Raw genomic sequence first — 13,929 nt, 5'->3', positions numbered from 1 at the left:
GTTTTTTTTGATAATAGTAAATCATTTGACCCAGGATACGGGTTCTTTTAATACTTGGAGCAATTTTTCTTCTTCGCTGCCACTGGCCGGATGATAGTCGTACACCCATTGCACTCGAGGAGGCAGGCTCATCAGTATACTCTCTATACGCCCGTTAGTTTTGAGCCCAAACAGGGTTCCCTTGTCGTGAACGAGGTTGAATTCTACATATCTGCCTCGTCGTATTTCCTGCCAGTTTCGTTGACTTTCGGTGTAATCCATGCCTTTTCGGCGCTGTACTATGGGAAGATAAGCCTTTGTAAAATCGTTTCCTACTGCCGTCACAAAATCATACCATCGATCGAGCGGCATATCGTCTGTTGGTCTGCAGTAGTCGAAAAAGAGTCCGCCTACTCCCCGCGATTCATCGCGGTGCGCATTGTAAAAGTAGCGGTCGCATTTTTCTTTAAAGTTGGTGTAAAAATCGGGATGAAATTGATCACAAGCCGCTTTACACACCTGGTGAAAGTGAACTGCATCTTCTTCAAACAAATAATAGGGTGTGAGGTCGAGTCCACCTCCAAACCACCGGTCGGCCACATTGCCCTGTGCGTCGTACATTTCAAAATACCTCCAGTTGGCGTGTACGGTGGGGACAAAGGGATTTTCAGGATGTAAAACTAAACTTAATCCGCATGCAAAAAAATCGGCATCTTGTACTCCGAAGTGCTTTTGCATGGTTTGGGGAAGTTTGCCGAAAACTTTAGAAATATTCACACCTCCTTTTTCAAACACCTTTCCGTTCTCAATAACACGGGAACGTCCACCACCACCGCCCGGACGTTTCCAGAGGTCCTCCCGGAATACAGCCTTGCCGTCTTCGGCTTCTAATTGCGCAGTAATACTGTCTTGAAGCTCTTGAATATAGTGATAGAATTTCTCTTTCATATCTGCTGTTTATCGTTAGATGGTTCTATGTGAACCAAGTAATTTTCTCCTTTTTCAACATCTTCTGCAGTTTGAATAGGCCTGCTTTCCGGGATGAGGGCCTTCAGTCGATCGACGATTTCAGACCTTTTGAGCTCAGGTATTTTATCCTGCCAAGTTGCAAATAATGTTCTACCCACCTTGTTGTTGTGCATATCCATAGCCCTTCGCAATGGGGTGTTTGGCGCAAAATCTTCGTGCCAAGTGGTGAGGGTCAGAGCCCATTGCAAGGCCTTGTCTTTGTCGTTTCTGTTCCACTTTAGGGCTTCATTGGCGAGGAGTATGTTCCACAGCGAGTGTCTGAAAGCGTTCTCCGGACCATCACCTTGGTGTTTTCCCGGGTAGAGCTGCTGGCAGATGGACATACATTTTGCCGTAGCCTTTATCGAAGGGAGCAACATAAGGGGCTGTTTTATAAAAATCTGGACAAGGCTTGCAATTTGTTTCCAGTTCAAAGACCTTATGAGGCGCCATACCGACATTACATCTTCTTTTCGTATTCTTTTACGGCATCTATAAATGCCTTGGCATGATCTACCGGAATGTTTGGCAAAATACCGTGTCCGAGATTGACGATATAGCGGTCTTTTCCGAATCGATCTATCATTTCGTGTACCATTTTCTTAATGATAGCTGGAGGGGACAATAACCTGGAGGGGTCAAAGTTTCCCTGTAGGGTGATATCACCTCCACTGAGGTATCGGGCATTTTCTGGAGAACAGGTCCAGTCTACTCCTAATGCACTGGCACTACTCGACGCCATTTCGCGAAGTGCAAACCAGCAGCCTTTGCCAAATACAATCACTCGGGTATGTGGGGCGAGAGCTTCGACAATTTGACTGATGTACTTCCAGGAAAACTCCTGATAATCTTCCGGAGAAAGCATTCCGCCCCAGCTGTCGAAGATCTGTATAGCATCGCACCCTGTGCGTACCTTTTCTTTCAAATAGGCGATGGTTGTATCGGTAATTTTCTGAAGCAGTTGGTGTGCAGCTTTGGGTTGGGAAAAACAGAAACCCTTGGCAGTGTCGAAACTTTTAGATCCTTTTCCTTCTACGGCATAGCAGAAGATAGTCCATGGAGAGCCTGCAAATCCGATAAGTGGCACCTCTCCGTTCAGTTCCTCTTTAGTAAGGCGTATGGCATCCATCACGTAGCCTAGACTTTCTTCGATATTGGGAACGACTACCTTTTCCACATCTTGGACTGAGCGGATGGGATTGGGCAGCCAAGGACCTACACTTTCTTTCATCTGTACTTCTATACCCATTGCTTGGGGAACGACCAGTATATCGGAAAACAATATGGCGGCATCTGGTTTTACGATGCGTATGGGTTGTACGGTAATTTCGGCTGCGAGCTCAGGGGTGCGACAACGCGTAAAAAAGTCGTATTTGTCCCGAAGTGCACGAAACTCGGGCAGATATCTGCCGGCCTGACGCATCATCCACACTGGAGGGCGCGAAACACTTTCTCCGTCAAGAGCTCTTAGAAACAAGTCGTTTTTAATCATGTTTATTATTTTTAGTTGCCGTTTGAGGTGATTCCTCGTCGGTCTTTTTTGTTAAAATATGTGATGGTACTTGCAATAACACTCTCTGTGGTAGGTTGTTGGGCTACAACAATGCGTTCTGTAATACCATCTAGTTTTTTTGCTGTAGTAGTGCCGATACAGAAGCATACTTTGTCTCCTACAACGTTGTTTTTCAGGTAACTTTTAATGCCGGAAGGGCTGAAAAAAAGGATGCCTTGTACATTTGTATCTATAACGACCGGGGTGAGACGGGTGGTGTAGACTGTGAGTTCATCGAATGAAATATTTGCTTCAGACATGGCGTCGGGCAGGGTGTCACGTCGTAGATTTCCGCAGAAAAAAGTGAAACTTCTATCGGCGTAATTATTTGTGATTTCGGGGGCTAATTGGGCAGCATAATCTTTTTGAACCTGTACTTTAAATCCGTTTTGTTCGAGCAGAGAGGCCGTTTTTGATCCTACGCAAAAGCAGGGGCGATTCTTTAGCGAATTGCTATCGGGGTGTTGTAAAACACTGCGAACAGCATTGCTACTGGTAAAAATAAGCTGTTCTTTTACCGTTGTGATATCGACAGGCAAAGGCGTTGTAGCGATAAAATCGGCTTCTTCCAGTCTCAGACCTGCACTAGCGAAAAGCAGCTGCTGATCGGAGGATAGCCTTTTTGTAGATAATATGTATGTGTTGAGCCCCATTATTCAAGGGAACAGAAATTAGTAATATCTTTATTGGCACCAAACACTACCAATATGTCATTGGCTTGTACTACGGTGTCTTTGTTAACCGCACCGAGAACTTTTCCAAGGGATTGTCGGGATCCGAAGAAGGTCGTTTTTGTCTCTTTTCGGATAATGGTTATGATATTCAGATTGTGTTCATTTCTGAAATCGATTTCCTGAAGCGTTTTGCCCTCGTATTCCGGTAATGCTTTTACTTCAGAAATAGAGTGATGAGGGTCGAGCTCGAAGTTGTTTATCATACTCTTCAGGTTGATCTTTTTGGCGAGAGCCTCGGCGAATTCCTGTTCCGGGCGCACTATGGTTTCTATGCCCATAGCCTGCAATACAGTGTCGTGAATTGGGGATAGCGATCGGCTGATGATTTTGGTATTTGAAAGCTTTTTGATTATGGCTGTAGTAATAATGGTAGCTCCCTCATTTTCACCTATGGCAATAACTACGAGATCTGTGTTTTTGAGCGGAACAGCCTCGTAAGCCATCTCGTTGGTGGCATCCATACAGATGGTGTGCGTTATGGCATCCTTCAAACGGTCTACCTTTTCCATTTTGGAATCTATGCCTATAACTTCGTTTCCTGTTTCGGTGAGGTTTAATGCCAACGAGGATCCGAAGCTTCCCAATCCGATGATGATAATTTTCATGATTCTTTTGGTTTGTGACGAGTGTCTTCTTTGTCGATTTTTTTAAAGCTCTTTCGTCCGTCCATAATCAGTTAATTAAAATATTTTCCTCCGGATAGCGGTGAAAATTGTGTTGTATGCTGCGCAACATACCTATCAGTAGGTTGAGCAGTCCTATCCTTCCAAAAAACATTGTAAAAATAAGTGTCAGTTTTCCGAGATCACTGAGCTCAGAGGTGATGCCAAGTGACAGTCCTACGGTGCTGTATGCCGAAAAAACTTCGAAGGCGATCTGTATCAATGTAAACTGAGGTTCGAATATCAACAGCAATAGAATGCCAATACCTATCGCAAAGAGTGAAATACATATAATAGCGAAGGCTCGTTTTACGGACTGGTTGTTTATCTGCCGCGTTCCGATCTCTATGTTGTCCTTGCCCCTGGCCACTGCGATGATATTCAGTACGGCTAAAGCAAAAGTACTGGTTTTTATTCCCCCACCGGTAGATGCAGGAGAGGCTCCTATCCACATCAGTAGAGTGATAAACAGTATTCCAGGAAGCGTGAGGTTGGCCATATCGAAGGTGTTATACCCGCCCGACCTAGAGGTTACCGACATAAAACTCGCCGTGGTGAGTTTGCCCCAAAAACCAGGATGTTCCTGGAGGATATTTCCACTTTCCATCAGATATATTATTGCCGTACCTCCAAACAGCAGTATAAAAGTGGTGGTCAAAACAATTTTGGTATTGAGTGTGAGTACTCGTACAGGTTCGCGAAATTCGCCAAAGGTAATCAGATTGATTACCAGTTTTTTGAGATATTTAAAGGCGTTGAATATGATGTTGTATCCGAGTCCCCCAAATATGATGAGGAACATAATAATCCACTGAAAGGAGTAGGCGTTGTTAATTCCTATAGTGCCTAATCCGTCGGGAAGCGTAGAGAATCCGGCATTGCAAAAGGCTGCTACGGAGTGGAAGAGCGAAAAGAATACTTTGTGGTCTATATGGTCTACATCACTGATAGAGTAAAAAATAAGAACGGCACCGACTAGTTCGAGGACGATGGTGAAAATCACGACCTGTACGGCAACCTTTAGCACGTCGTTCAGATGTTCGGTTCCCATAACATCCTTGATGTTCAGCCCTTCCTGAAAAGAAGTGCCTCCTTTGAAGAAAAAGGCAAAAAACGAGGTGAAGGTCAGCATTCCAATACCTCCTAGTTGTATGATAATCAGTATTATAGTTTGCCCGAGAGAGGTGAATTCTGTAGCTGTGTTCATAACGACCAAACCCGTTACACATACAGCGCTGGTAGCGGTAAAGAGGGCATCTAAATACCTTATACCTCCAGTAGTGGCATTGGGGAGCATCAAAAGAAAAGAACCTATGAGGGCTATTACTGCAAAGCTGCCTATAAAGAGTATGATAGGGTTGTGATACACGGTGTACAACTTTCTGATTAGGTGGGTTAGCCTGAGCAAGAAGTACACGATAAGACCGCTATCTAATATGTAGGAGATGTTTTTTGCCTTGTGGATACTGTCGTAGTCGCCAATCAGAAATATAGTAGAAGTAAGAACAACAGTAGAGATAAGTACGACCAAATTGGCCTTGTACATATTGTTTAACGGAGAATTTCTGGAAATTCGAAGCCGGATAAAATTGAGTACAATCAGCGCCGTGGTTATCCCGAGCAAGGTAAACGATTTGTTATTGAAAAGATGGTAATCTGCCTTATATCCGAAATCGATAACCAAGAATACTATCAGTATAACATCGGTAAAACCATAAATCCTAGAGAGAGGATTTCTATAGCTCTTTAAATTTTTCTTAGGCATTTTTCATCCAAAAAACATTCTACTTTTCCGGAATAGGACCGGGTTAAAACACCAACTTCACGAAGTGCAAAGGTCTTAATAAAATGTAAGATACTAAAAAACAAATGCTTTTTTAATACGATAGGTGTTATTTCGACATTCTCGGTACTGTTTTGTGTCAGAAAGATGCTGTTCCCGACTGTCTTTGTTGAAACAATTTGATGTGTTCCAAGGTTTCTCTTCCTCCATGGTTCAGTATTTCCTCAGCGTATTGTTTTCCGAGAGTGGTGTATTGTTCTAGGGGAGCACGTTGTTGTACACTGTGCTTTTTCTGTCCGTCGGGAGAGAGCAGTATGCCGCTAAATGCGATTTCGTCATTTTCTATATTTGCCTTTGCTCCTATAGGTGCCGAGCAGCCTCCTTCGAGAACGCGGAGAAACTGTCGTTCAACATAGGTGCATATTTCGGTATCCTTGTCGTTCAGTTTATCCAAAGCCTGTCTGCTGTAGTCGTCTTGTTCCATAGCGACAGCGAGCATGGCTCCTTGGGCGGGGGCGGGAACCATCCAATCGAGAGAGATGCAGTTTTTCGGATCGATATTTGTGCCTTCAAAGGGCGAGATGCGTTCCAGTCCGGCCGCGGCAAATACAGCGCCGTTCCAAGTGCTGTCCTGGAGTTTTCTCATACGGGTGTTTATATTACCTCTCAGGTTTTCTACGGTGTGTTTTGGGTAGCGGTTTAGCCATTGAGCCTTGCGTCGAAGGCTACCAGTGGCAATACAGCCTTCTCCTTCCAAAAAATCCAGATCGCCTTTGTGTACGAGTAGATCTGAAGAATCGGCTCTTTTTAGTACGGCTGCCTGAACAATACCACGAGGTAGGGCAGTAGGCACATCTTTCATACTGTGTACTGCAATATCGATATCGCCTTGTATCATGGCGATATCCAAAGCCTTGGTGAAAATCCCTGTAATTCCCATTTCGTACAGAGGTTTGTCCAAAACGAGGTCTCCATGCGATTTTACGGGAACAATCTCAACCTGGTATTCCAGTAATTCTAGCTCGTCTTTTACGCGGTTGGCCTGCCACAAGGCGAGTTTGCTGTCTCGAGTTCCTATTTTAAGGGTTTTCTTCATGCTTTCGGTTTTGCTCATAGCTTTTACGCCTGTCTCGTTGTAGTTTAGAAAATGTTTGGCGATATCCGAGTATTCCAGATAAAAGCCTTTTTGGAAGTTTTCTGTCTACTTCCCAAATACTTTCACGCTTGTATCAGGGCGCCGTTTTGACGGGTTTCTGTTCCTTGACAAGAGGGGTGATATCATCCAGTTGAAAAACCTTTTTTATTAGTTCTAGGCTTTCGTCGGCAGATTCGTGGTTTTCTTTGAGGTGGCTGGCAAAATGAGTAGTGATTTTCTGTATGATTCTACTGCCTATAATTTCTGCCTGCTCATCGTTAAAATCTTCGATCTTTTTGCGTTGAAAATCTACCTCAGCATCTTTAAGGGTGTTCAGTTTTTTCTTCAGAGCCTTGATGGTGGGGGCAAATTTACGCGTTCCCAACCATTTGGTAAATTCGTCTTGTACCTCTTCGATAATGGATTCAGCTTGAGGGATGAAAGTTTTTCGCCTCTCTAGGGTTTCGTCGGTCATCTGTGAAAGATGGTCAAGTGAAATGAGCGTAAGTCCGGGTAGCTTGGCTATTTCGCTGTCTGTATTGCGGGGGACGGAAAGGTCGAGAATAAGAATTTCCTTGTCTTTTGGAATGAGATCTTTGGTAACCGTCGGGTCCGGGGCACCTGTAGCTACAATCAGAATATCACATTTGAGAATCTCTTCGCGAAGATCGGTAAAATCCTTTACGGTCAGATCGAATTTTCCAGCTATTTTCTCTGCCTTTCCCTTGGTGCGATTGATAAGAGTGATATGGTCGTTTCCGGTGTGTTTTATCAGGTTTTCGCAGGTGTTTCTCCCTATTTTACCGGTGCCGAACAGCAATATGTTCTTTTGGGAGATACGCTCTACGTGGTTCAGGATGTATTGCACAGAGGCAAAAGAAACTGAAGTAGCTCCTGTGGAAAGTTCGGTTTCGTTTTTGATTCGTTTGCTAGCCTGTATCACAGAGTTGCACAGACGCTCTAAAAAGGCATTTGCCGTATGGTGTTTTCGGGATAGTGCAAAGCCCTTTTTGATTTGTGCGATGATTTCAAAATCTCCCAGTATCTGACTGTCGAGCCCTGTTCCTACGCGAAAAATATGCCCTATGGCGTCGTTGTTCTTGTAAACATAAGCGACGTCTTTAAACTCGTCTATATTGCCGTTTGAGTGATCGCAAAGCAGTTTTATAAGCTGAAAAGGATGTTGGGCAAATCCGTATATTTCAGTGCGATTACAGGTGGAAATAACCAGTATCTCATCAATTCCCTCTGCTTTGGCCTGTCGCAATAGCGCTGTTTTTTGTACTTCGTTCAGGCTGAACTTTCCCCTTATCTCTTCATCTGCTTTTCTGTAGCTCAGTCCTACGGCATAAAAATATTTTCCTCGATTGAGGTTGTAATCTTCCATTTAGGCTAAATCTAAAATTGTGACAAAAGTATAATACCCTTGTATAAAAAAACAACGCTGTAAGGACTTTTTATAACGCTTTAGGATATTTTAGGTGCTTTGAGTGTTCAAATGAGTATAAAACCGTATTTTTGTAGTGATATCAACGGTTTCAAAAAACAATATTTAGAATTATTCTAAATAAAAACATCAGATAAGGGCATGGTAATGGAAGGAAAAAATATCGCTGTAAGTGCTGTGGAAGAAGTGCAGTTTGAAGAGGGATTTTCTCTGTTGAGAATGCAAAATGAGGGAAGTGTCAATCAGCATTTGACTAGAGAGATCGACTGCAGTTATATACAGTTCCACTTTGGTTTGAGGGGAGATTCGAAATTTAATTTTAACGGGGGTCGCTATCACCTTCAGGTGGGGGAAGAGCAGTCACTATTGCTGTACAATCCGCAACGCGATTTACCTATAGACGTTGAAATAGGTCCTAAAGCACAACTGCTTTCTGTATTGATATCCATACGGAAATTTCATTCTCTCTTTTCACATGAAGCGGGTTACATCCATTTTTTGAGTGAAGAGAACAGAGACAAGAAATACTACGACAATGTCGATGTTTCTCCAGCCGTTATGGTGATACTCAATCAAATGGTACACCACAACCTTCACGATTCTGTGAAGCGCCTGTATCTAAAAGGCAAGGTCTACGAGCTTTTAGGACTGTATTTTAACAGGCCAGACAATGCCGATGTCGATCAGTGTCCGTTTCTCATAGACGAGGAGAATGTGGCAAAAATAAAGAGAGCCAAAGACATAGTAATCGCCAATATGTCTGAACCTCCTACGCTCGACAATCTGGCCAATGAGGTAGGTCTTAACCTAAAAAAACTGAAAACGGGTTTTAAACAAATCTACGGAGATTCTGTGTACAGTTTTTTGTTCGATTACAAAATGGAATACGCCCGAAAGATGCTCGAAGGCGGGGAGTACAATGTCAACGAAGTAGGATTTAAGATAGGGTATAGTGCAGCGAGTCACTTTATTTCGGCTTTTAAAAAGAAATACGGGACCACCCCCAAAAAATACCTGATGTCTCTAAACGCCTGAGTGTTTTTTCTGTCGAAATTAGTTTAAACAAGCTCTTATTACTACATTTGGGAATCCGACTTTTGGTGCCGGAAACAACTAACCTTTAAATCACAATATACAGGATGAAATCAAGCCTGGTTTTATTGCTGTTTGCCCTCATTGTGTCGGCAGGATACACACAGGAGCAGCAAAGTGTACTCGTCTTTACCAAAACAGACGCTTACCGACACAAGTCTATAGAAGCAGGGGTGAGCTTGATAGAAAGGCTTGGAAGGGAAAACCGTTTTGATGTGACACATACGGAAGACACCGTAGTTTTTTCGAGAGATTCGCTCTCCCATTTCGACGCTGTGGTTTTTCTCAATACTACTGGAGATATACTAGATGAAGAGCAGCAGAAAGCCTTTGAGATCTTCATGGAGAAAGGGGGCGGTTTTGTAGGTGTTCACGCCGCAGCGAATACCGAGTTTGACTGGCCTTGGTACGGTATGTTGGTAGGGGCTTATTTCGAGGGGCATTCTGGGGTACAAGAGGCCACTATACAGGTAAAAATGCCAACTCACACTACCTGCTCCCACCTAGGAGATACCTGGATGCGTACTGATGAGTGGTACAATTTTAAGCAAATCAGTCCGAATATCAAGGTGTTGCTAAACCTGGATGAGTCTACCTACGAGGGAGGGACTAACGGACCTTCTCACCCCATAGCCTGGTATCAGGAGTTTGCCGGTGGGCGCTCGTTTTACACCGGAGGAGGACATACGGAAGAATCGTACGAAGAAGAAGCTTTTGTGCAGCACTTGCTCGAAGGTATTAAATACTGTTTGTTCCGATAGGAGTCTAGCGTAAATTGCGGTTCAGTCTGATAAAAACCCGGAATATTCACTCTTGTTTTGTCTCGGTAAAAAAAGGAGATTACTTCCGGTCAAACTTTAAAGAATGCCTAATTTTGTTTAAAAAATAAGAGTAAGATAATGAAGGGTGTGTTATTGGTCAATCTGGGTTCGCCAGACAGTACGGATGAAGCAGACGTAAAGAAATATCTCGACGAGTTTCTGATGGATAAAAGGGTGATAGATGTCCCCTGGTTATTGCGGGCTTTTATTGTAAAGGGGATGATACTCAGAACTCGTCCCAAGAGCTCGGCAGAGGCGTATAAGAAGATTTGGTGGGACGAGGGGTCTCCGCTTATCGTACTCTCCCGTAGATTACAGGATAAAACACAGGAAATAGTATCTGTTCCCGTAGCGCTGGCGATGAGGTATGGCAAGCCCTCTCTCGAACAAGGTCTGAGAGAATTGTATGAAAAAGGGGTTAAGGAAGTGTTGCTTATCCCGCTTTACCCTCAGTTTGCGATGGCAACTACCGAAACTATACTAGTGCTGGCCGAAAAGCTTCGAAAACAACACTTTCCCGATATGAACTTTACCACTGTGCCTCCGTTTTACAATCATCCCGACTATATCAGAGTGCTTTCTACATCGATAGAAGATAGTTTGAAGGGAAAGGAGTGGGAGCATCTGTTGTTTTCCTATCACGGAGTTCCGGAACGGCACATCCGAAAATCAGACATTACCAAATCGCATTGTAAAATAGACGGGCAGTGCTGTAAAACACCCTCTAAGGCGCATCAGTTTTGTTACCGACATCAGTGTTATGAAACTACGCGACAGGTAGTGGAATACCTCGGGCTCAAGGAAGGAACCTACTCTACTTCTTTTCAATCCCGACTGGGAAAGGATCCTTGGTTACAGCCCTTTACCGATAATACGGTAGCCGGTTTTGCGACCAAGGGAGTCAAGAAGCTGGCTGTAGTAACACCAGCATTTGTATCCGACTGTCTGGAAACCCTCGAAGAGATTGGAATGGAGGCTCGCGAAGATTTTCTAGAAAAAGGAGGCGAGGAGTTTCACGTTATTCCCTGTATCAACGACAGAGAAGATTGGGTAAAGGTACTGGCGAGGTGGATGGACGAATGGGCAGATGCCCCAGTTGTAAAAAATTAACAGTATGGCTGGGATTTCGTCAGAAACCCTCGGGAAAGATCCCGTGGGGAAACTGTTGGTAAAACAAGCATTACCGGCTTCGATAGGTATATTGGTAATGTCGCTCAACGTATTGATCGACACTATTTTTGTTGGTAACTGGATAGGGCCTATTGCCATAGCTGCTATAAATGTAGTATTGCCGGTTTCGTTTTTTATCGCCGCTCTCGGAATGGGTATAGGTATAGGAGGGGCATCTGTAATCTCACGGGCCTTGGGAGCCGGAAACCCAGGGAAGGCATTTCAAACATTCGGAAATCAGTTTGTGTTGACCTTGATGATCACGCTTACTCTCGCTGTGATGGGTTTGAGCTTTGTAGATGTGCTGGTGCCGAGTTTTGGAGGTAAGGGAGACATATTCGATCTGGCAAAGACGTACTACACCATTGTGATGTACGGAGTTCCCTTTCATGCCTTGTGTATGATGGGAAACAATGTTATCAGAGCCGAAGGCAAGCCAAAATTTGCCATGGTAGCCATGATGATTCCTTCGGTGGGCAACCTTGTTCTCGACTATGTGTTTATCAACCTGATGGGTTATGGTATGCAGGGTGCGGCATGGGCGACAACAGCATCGTACTTTTTGTGTTTTGCCTATATGCTGTGGTATTTTCGAGGAAAATCTGAATTGAAAATTGGGCTTGAACACCTCGTGCTTAAAGCCGGTATTGTCAGAGAGATCGCGGCGCTTGGTTTTGTCACACTGGCTCGTCAGGCAGCGGTTAGTGTAACCTATCTATTTGTAAACAATATTCTCTTCCGCCTCGGTGGGGAAATTTCGGTTACGGTATACGCCATTATCGGTAGAATGTTGATGTTTGCTCTATTTCCTGTACTCGGGGTTACTCAAGGTTTTTTGCCCATTGCTGGCTTTAATTACGGGGCAAGGATGTATCGCAGAGTGATAGAGAGTATTTTTATAGCAGTGAAATACGCCGCCTTACTGGCTTTAATCGTCTTTGCTTTTATCATGAGTTTTCCCGATGTTATCGTAAAGGTGTTTACCACCGATGCTGAAATACTAGAACGTGCCCCTAAGGCCATGAGATGGGTTTTTGCAGCTACGCCCATCATAGCGTTACAACTCATAGGAGCTGCGTATTTTCAGGCAGTGGGCAAAGCTGTTCCGGCTTTGTTACTCACCCTTACCCGGCAGGGCTTTTTCTTTATTCCTCTCATCCTCATATTGCCCAAATATTACGGGGAACAAGGACTGTGGATGTCATTCCCGATTGCCGATGTACTTTCTACTCTGGTAACAGGCTTCTACCTTTTCAGAGAGATCAGATTGCGTTTGAGACCGCAAACCCCCACGGTGAAGTAGGGAAGGGGTTACAGTTCAGAAACCGCTTGCACTGCGGCTTCTACTGTTTTTTTGCTGTTTCCTACAAAGATTTTGTCACCGGCGATAATCACCGGTCTTTTGAGAAAGGTATAATGTTCTAGGATAAGACTTTTGTAATCATCTTCGCTTAGATTTTCTGTCGCGAGGCCCCTTTCTTTATACAGTTTGGCTCTTCTGCTAAACAGACTTTCGTAAGAACCGGAAAGCGATTTCATCTCCTCGAGTTGTTTTACCGTAATCGGTTCAGACTTTATGTCCTGTAGTACAAATGAAGAGGGGAGTTGGAGTTGCTTTATAATGCGTCTGCAGGTATCGCAGGTGTTGAGGTGATATATCTTGTTCATAGTGTTGAGCTGGTTTTCAGGAGTGGGATATCGTTTAAGCCGAGGGTAAGACGGACAAATACTGCACTATATCACCGATTGGGATTTCGACAGTTTTGCCCCCTTCGGCATAAGAGCTGATGTCGTATGCGTTGTAGTGAAGTATGATATTGTTTTTGGTAAAACCGATATTTTCTGGAAGGTGGTAGGTGTCGTTTTCAAACCAAAATCCCGTACTGTTGATATTGCTGTCTTCTGGGATTTTTTCCAGCTCTCTGAACTTTTGCTCTGCAATTTTCAGAAAGCCATTCTTATCGGTAAACAGCTCGTCGTTGGAGTAGGTCTTACCGCTCACGGGGTCTATATTGATGTATGTAAGGCTGCTGTAGCCGTGAGCACCTCCGGTATACATAAAGGAAGAGAAGGCGAGACTGTGTAGTTTTTTCCCCTTGTAAAGCACTTCTCCCCTGATTTCTGCTTCATAACCAAAGGCAAAATCGGGTTGCATCTCGCGGTCTTTCAAGTATTCGCTTTTAAAATTGTCTACGGCGTCTTCTATGCTCTTTTCCTTTTTGCTGTCGGGGTCTATGATAAAGGTACTTATTATTTTGTCTTCTATGACGGTATTGATTTTTTGAGCGGCATCTGTCGAAGACGCGGCCACCGGGAAGCTGATTTTGACCTTAGCACATCGATCTTGTTCGCAATCTCCGGTGTCGGTAGTAATATTATGTGTGCTATAAGAAAGGGTTTCCGTATTGTCACATCCCGCGATTAGTAAAAGAGTGAGCAAGAGGAATAACTTGAACGATACAGATAGATTTTTGGGTTTCATGACCTTTTGTTTTTTTGATGTAACTAATCCGGTAAAATGCAGCAAAAGGGAGGAGTCTACACAT

At 43.9% G+C, this 13,929-nt stretch carries 14 protein-coding genes; 4 read left to right on the top strand and 10 right to left on the bottom strand.

The features are described 5' to 3' along the window. Positions 1 to 21 precede the first annotated feature (21 nt). The 8 genes from hemF to hemA form a co-directional block, all read right to left on the bottom strand. The gene (hemF, locus tag ACYZZR_RS09925) at positions 22 to 927 is read right to left on the bottom strand and encodes an oxygen-dependent coproporphyrinogen oxidase (protein WP_461533850.1); all 906 of its coding nucleotides are present in this window, start codon (positions 925 to 927) and stop codon (positions 22 to 24) included. Then, positions 924 to 1,448 carry a DUF6973 domain-containing protein gene (locus ACYZZR_RS09920; protein ID WP_461533849.1) on the bottom strand — a complete coding sequence of 175 codons (525 nt, stop codon included), beginning with the start codon at positions 1,446 to 1,448 and terminating at the stop codon, positions 924 to 926. Before ACYZZR_RS09920 ends, hemF begins: the two co-directional genes overlap by 4 nt. After that, positions 1,448 to 2,479 carry a uroporphyrinogen decarboxylase gene (gene hemE, locus ACYZZR_RS09915; RefSeq protein ID WP_461533848.1) on the bottom strand — a complete coding sequence of 344 codons (1,032 nt, stop codon included), beginning with the start codon at positions 2,477 to 2,479 and terminating at the stop codon, positions 1,448 to 1,450. Before hemE ends, ACYZZR_RS09920 begins: the two co-directional genes overlap by 1 nt. 11 nt (positions 2,480 to 2,490) lie before the next feature. Then, complete coding sequence (locus ACYZZR_RS09910) at positions 2,491 to 3,192, bottom strand: uroporphyrinogen-III synthase (protein WP_461533847.1); 702 nt, start codon at positions 3,190 to 3,192, stop codon at positions 2,491 to 2,493. After that, complete coding sequence (locus ACYZZR_RS09905; protein WP_461533846.1) at positions 3,192 to 3,878, bottom strand: potassium channel family protein; 687 nt, start codon at positions 3,876 to 3,878, stop codon at positions 3,192 to 3,194. Before ACYZZR_RS09905 ends, ACYZZR_RS09910 begins: the two co-directional genes overlap by 1 nt. A 67-nt stretch (positions 3,879 to 3,945) precedes the next feature. Beyond that, entirely contained in the window at positions 3,946 to 5,700 is a 1,755-nt protein-coding gene (locus ACYZZR_RS09900; RefSeq protein ID WP_461533845.1) for a TrkH family potassium uptake protein, read from the bottom strand. A gap of 157 nt (positions 5,701 to 5,857) precedes the next feature. Continuing rightward, complete coding sequence (gene hemC, locus ACYZZR_RS09895; protein ID WP_461533844.1) at positions 5,858 to 6,814, bottom strand: hydroxymethylbilane synthase; 957 nt, start codon at positions 6,812 to 6,814, stop codon at positions 5,858 to 5,860. A 133-nt stretch (positions 6,815 to 6,947) separates the two neighbouring features. Next, complete coding sequence (hemA, locus tag ACYZZR_RS09890) at positions 6,948 to 8,240, bottom strand: glutamyl-tRNA reductase (RefSeq protein WP_461533843.1); 1,293 nt, start codon at positions 8,238 to 8,240, stop codon at positions 6,948 to 6,950. 201 nt (positions 8,241 to 8,441) lie between these two features. Here hemA and ACYZZR_RS09885 point away from each other — a divergent pair, with 201 nt between their 5' ends. The 4 genes from ACYZZR_RS09885 (at position 8,442) to ACYZZR_RS09870 (ending at position 12,686) form a co-directional block, all read left to right on the top strand. Next, positions 8,442 to 9,335, top strand: a complete 894-nt coding sequence (locus ACYZZR_RS09885; RefSeq protein ID WP_461533842.1) for a helix-turn-helix transcriptional regulator — start codon at positions 8,442 to 8,444, stop codon at positions 9,333 to 9,335. 104 nt (positions 9,336 to 9,439) lie between these two features. Continuing rightward, positions 9,440 to 10,153: a ThuA domain-containing protein gene (locus tag ACYZZR_RS09880; protein WP_461533841.1), complete on the top strand. Its 714-nt coding sequence runs from the start codon at positions 9,440 to 9,442 to the stop codon at positions 10,151 to 10,153. Between the two features lie 138 nt (positions 10,154 to 10,291). Continuing rightward, the gene (gene hemH / locus ACYZZR_RS09875) at positions 10,292 to 11,323 is read left to right on the top strand and encodes a ferrochelatase (protein WP_461533840.1); all 1,032 of its coding nucleotides are present in this window, start codon (positions 10,292 to 10,294) and stop codon (positions 11,321 to 11,323) included. Between the two features lie 4 nt (positions 11,324 to 11,327). Next, a complete protein-coding gene (locus ACYZZR_RS09870) occupies positions 11,328 to 12,686 on the top strand; it encodes an MATE family efflux transporter (RefSeq protein ID WP_461533839.1) in 1,359 nt (452 codons plus the stop codon). Between the two features lie 8 nt (positions 12,687 to 12,694). Here ACYZZR_RS09870 and ACYZZR_RS09865 read toward each other — a convergent pair whose 3' ends face one another. Next, a complete protein-coding gene (locus ACYZZR_RS09865; RefSeq protein ID WP_461533838.1) occupies positions 12,695 to 13,051 on the bottom strand; it encodes an arsenate reductase family protein in 357 nt (118 codons plus the stop codon). Positions 13,052 to 13,085: 34 nt separating this feature from the next. Continuing rightward, the gene (locus ACYZZR_RS09860; RefSeq protein ID WP_461533837.1) at positions 13,086 to 13,865 is read right to left on the bottom strand and encodes a DUF3298 and DUF4163 domain-containing protein; all 780 of its coding nucleotides are present in this window, start codon (positions 13,863 to 13,865) and stop codon (positions 13,086 to 13,088) included. Positions 13,866 to 13,929: the final 64 nt, after the last annotated feature.

Origin of the sequence: Sinomicrobium sp., from assembly GCA_029266035.1 — a bacterium.
In the GTDB taxonomy this organism is placed as follows: Bacteria; Bacteroidota; Bacteroidia; order Flavobacteriales; family Flavobacteriaceae; genus Sinomicrobium.
The sequence above is the reverse complement of the archived record's forward strand: the minus strand, read 5'-3'. Positions and strand labels throughout refer to the sequence as shown.

What these genes read in the sequence shown, in the direction of transcription:
- hemF (WP_461533850.1), bottom strand. Translation starts at nt 927, where the DNA reads ATGAAAGAGAAATTCTATCACTATATTCAAGAGCTTCAAGACAGTATT.
- ACYZZR_RS09920 (WP_461533849.1), bottom strand. Translation starts at nt 1,448, where the DNA reads ATGTCGGTATGGCGCCTCATAAGGTCTTTGAACTGGAAACAAATTGCA.
- hemE (WP_461533848.1), bottom strand. Translation starts at nt 2,479, where the DNA reads ATGATTAAAAACGACTTGTTTCTAAGAGCTCTTGACGGAGAAAGTGTT.
- ACYZZR_RS09910 (WP_461533847.1), bottom strand. Translation starts at nt 3,192, where the DNA reads ATGGGGCTCAACACATACATATTATCTACAAAAAGGCTATCCTCCGAT.
- ACYZZR_RS09905 (WP_461533846.1), bottom strand. Translation starts at nt 3,878, where the DNA reads ATGAAAATTATCATCATCGGATTGGGAAGCTTCGGATCCTCGTTGGCA.
- ACYZZR_RS09900 (WP_461533845.1), bottom strand. Translation starts at nt 5,700, where the DNA reads ATGCCTAAGAAAAATTTAAAGAGCTATAGAAATCCTCTCTCTAGGATT.
- hemC (WP_461533844.1), bottom strand. Translation starts at nt 6,814, where the DNA reads ATGAAGAAAACCCTTAAAATAGGAACTCGAGACAGCAAACTCGCCTTG.
- hemA (WP_461533843.1), bottom strand. Translation starts at nt 8,240, where the DNA reads ATGGAAGATTACAACCTCAATCGAGGAAAATATTTTTATGCCGTAGGA.
- ACYZZR_RS09885 (WP_461533842.1), top strand. Translation starts at nt 8,442, where the DNA reads ATGGTAATGGAAGGAAAAAATATCGCTGTAAGTGCTGTGGAAGAAGTG.
- ACYZZR_RS09880 (WP_461533841.1), top strand. Translation starts at nt 9,440, where the DNA reads ATGAAATCAAGCCTGGTTTTATTGCTGTTTGCCCTCATTGTGTCGGCA.
- hemH (WP_461533840.1), top strand. Translation starts at nt 10,292, where the DNA reads ATGAAGGGTGTGTTATTGGTCAATCTGGGTTCGCCAGACAGTACGGAT.
- ACYZZR_RS09870 (WP_461533839.1), top strand. Translation starts at nt 11,328, where the DNA reads ATGGCTGGGATTTCGTCAGAAACCCTCGGGAAAGATCCCGTGGGGAAA.
- ACYZZR_RS09865 (WP_461533838.1), bottom strand. Translation starts at nt 13,051, where the DNA reads ATGAACAAGATATATCACCTCAACACCTGCGATACCTGCAGACGCATT.
- ACYZZR_RS09860 (WP_461533837.1), bottom strand. Translation starts at nt 13,865, where the DNA reads ATGAAACCCAAAAATCTATCTGTATCGTTCAAGTTATTCCTCTTGCTC.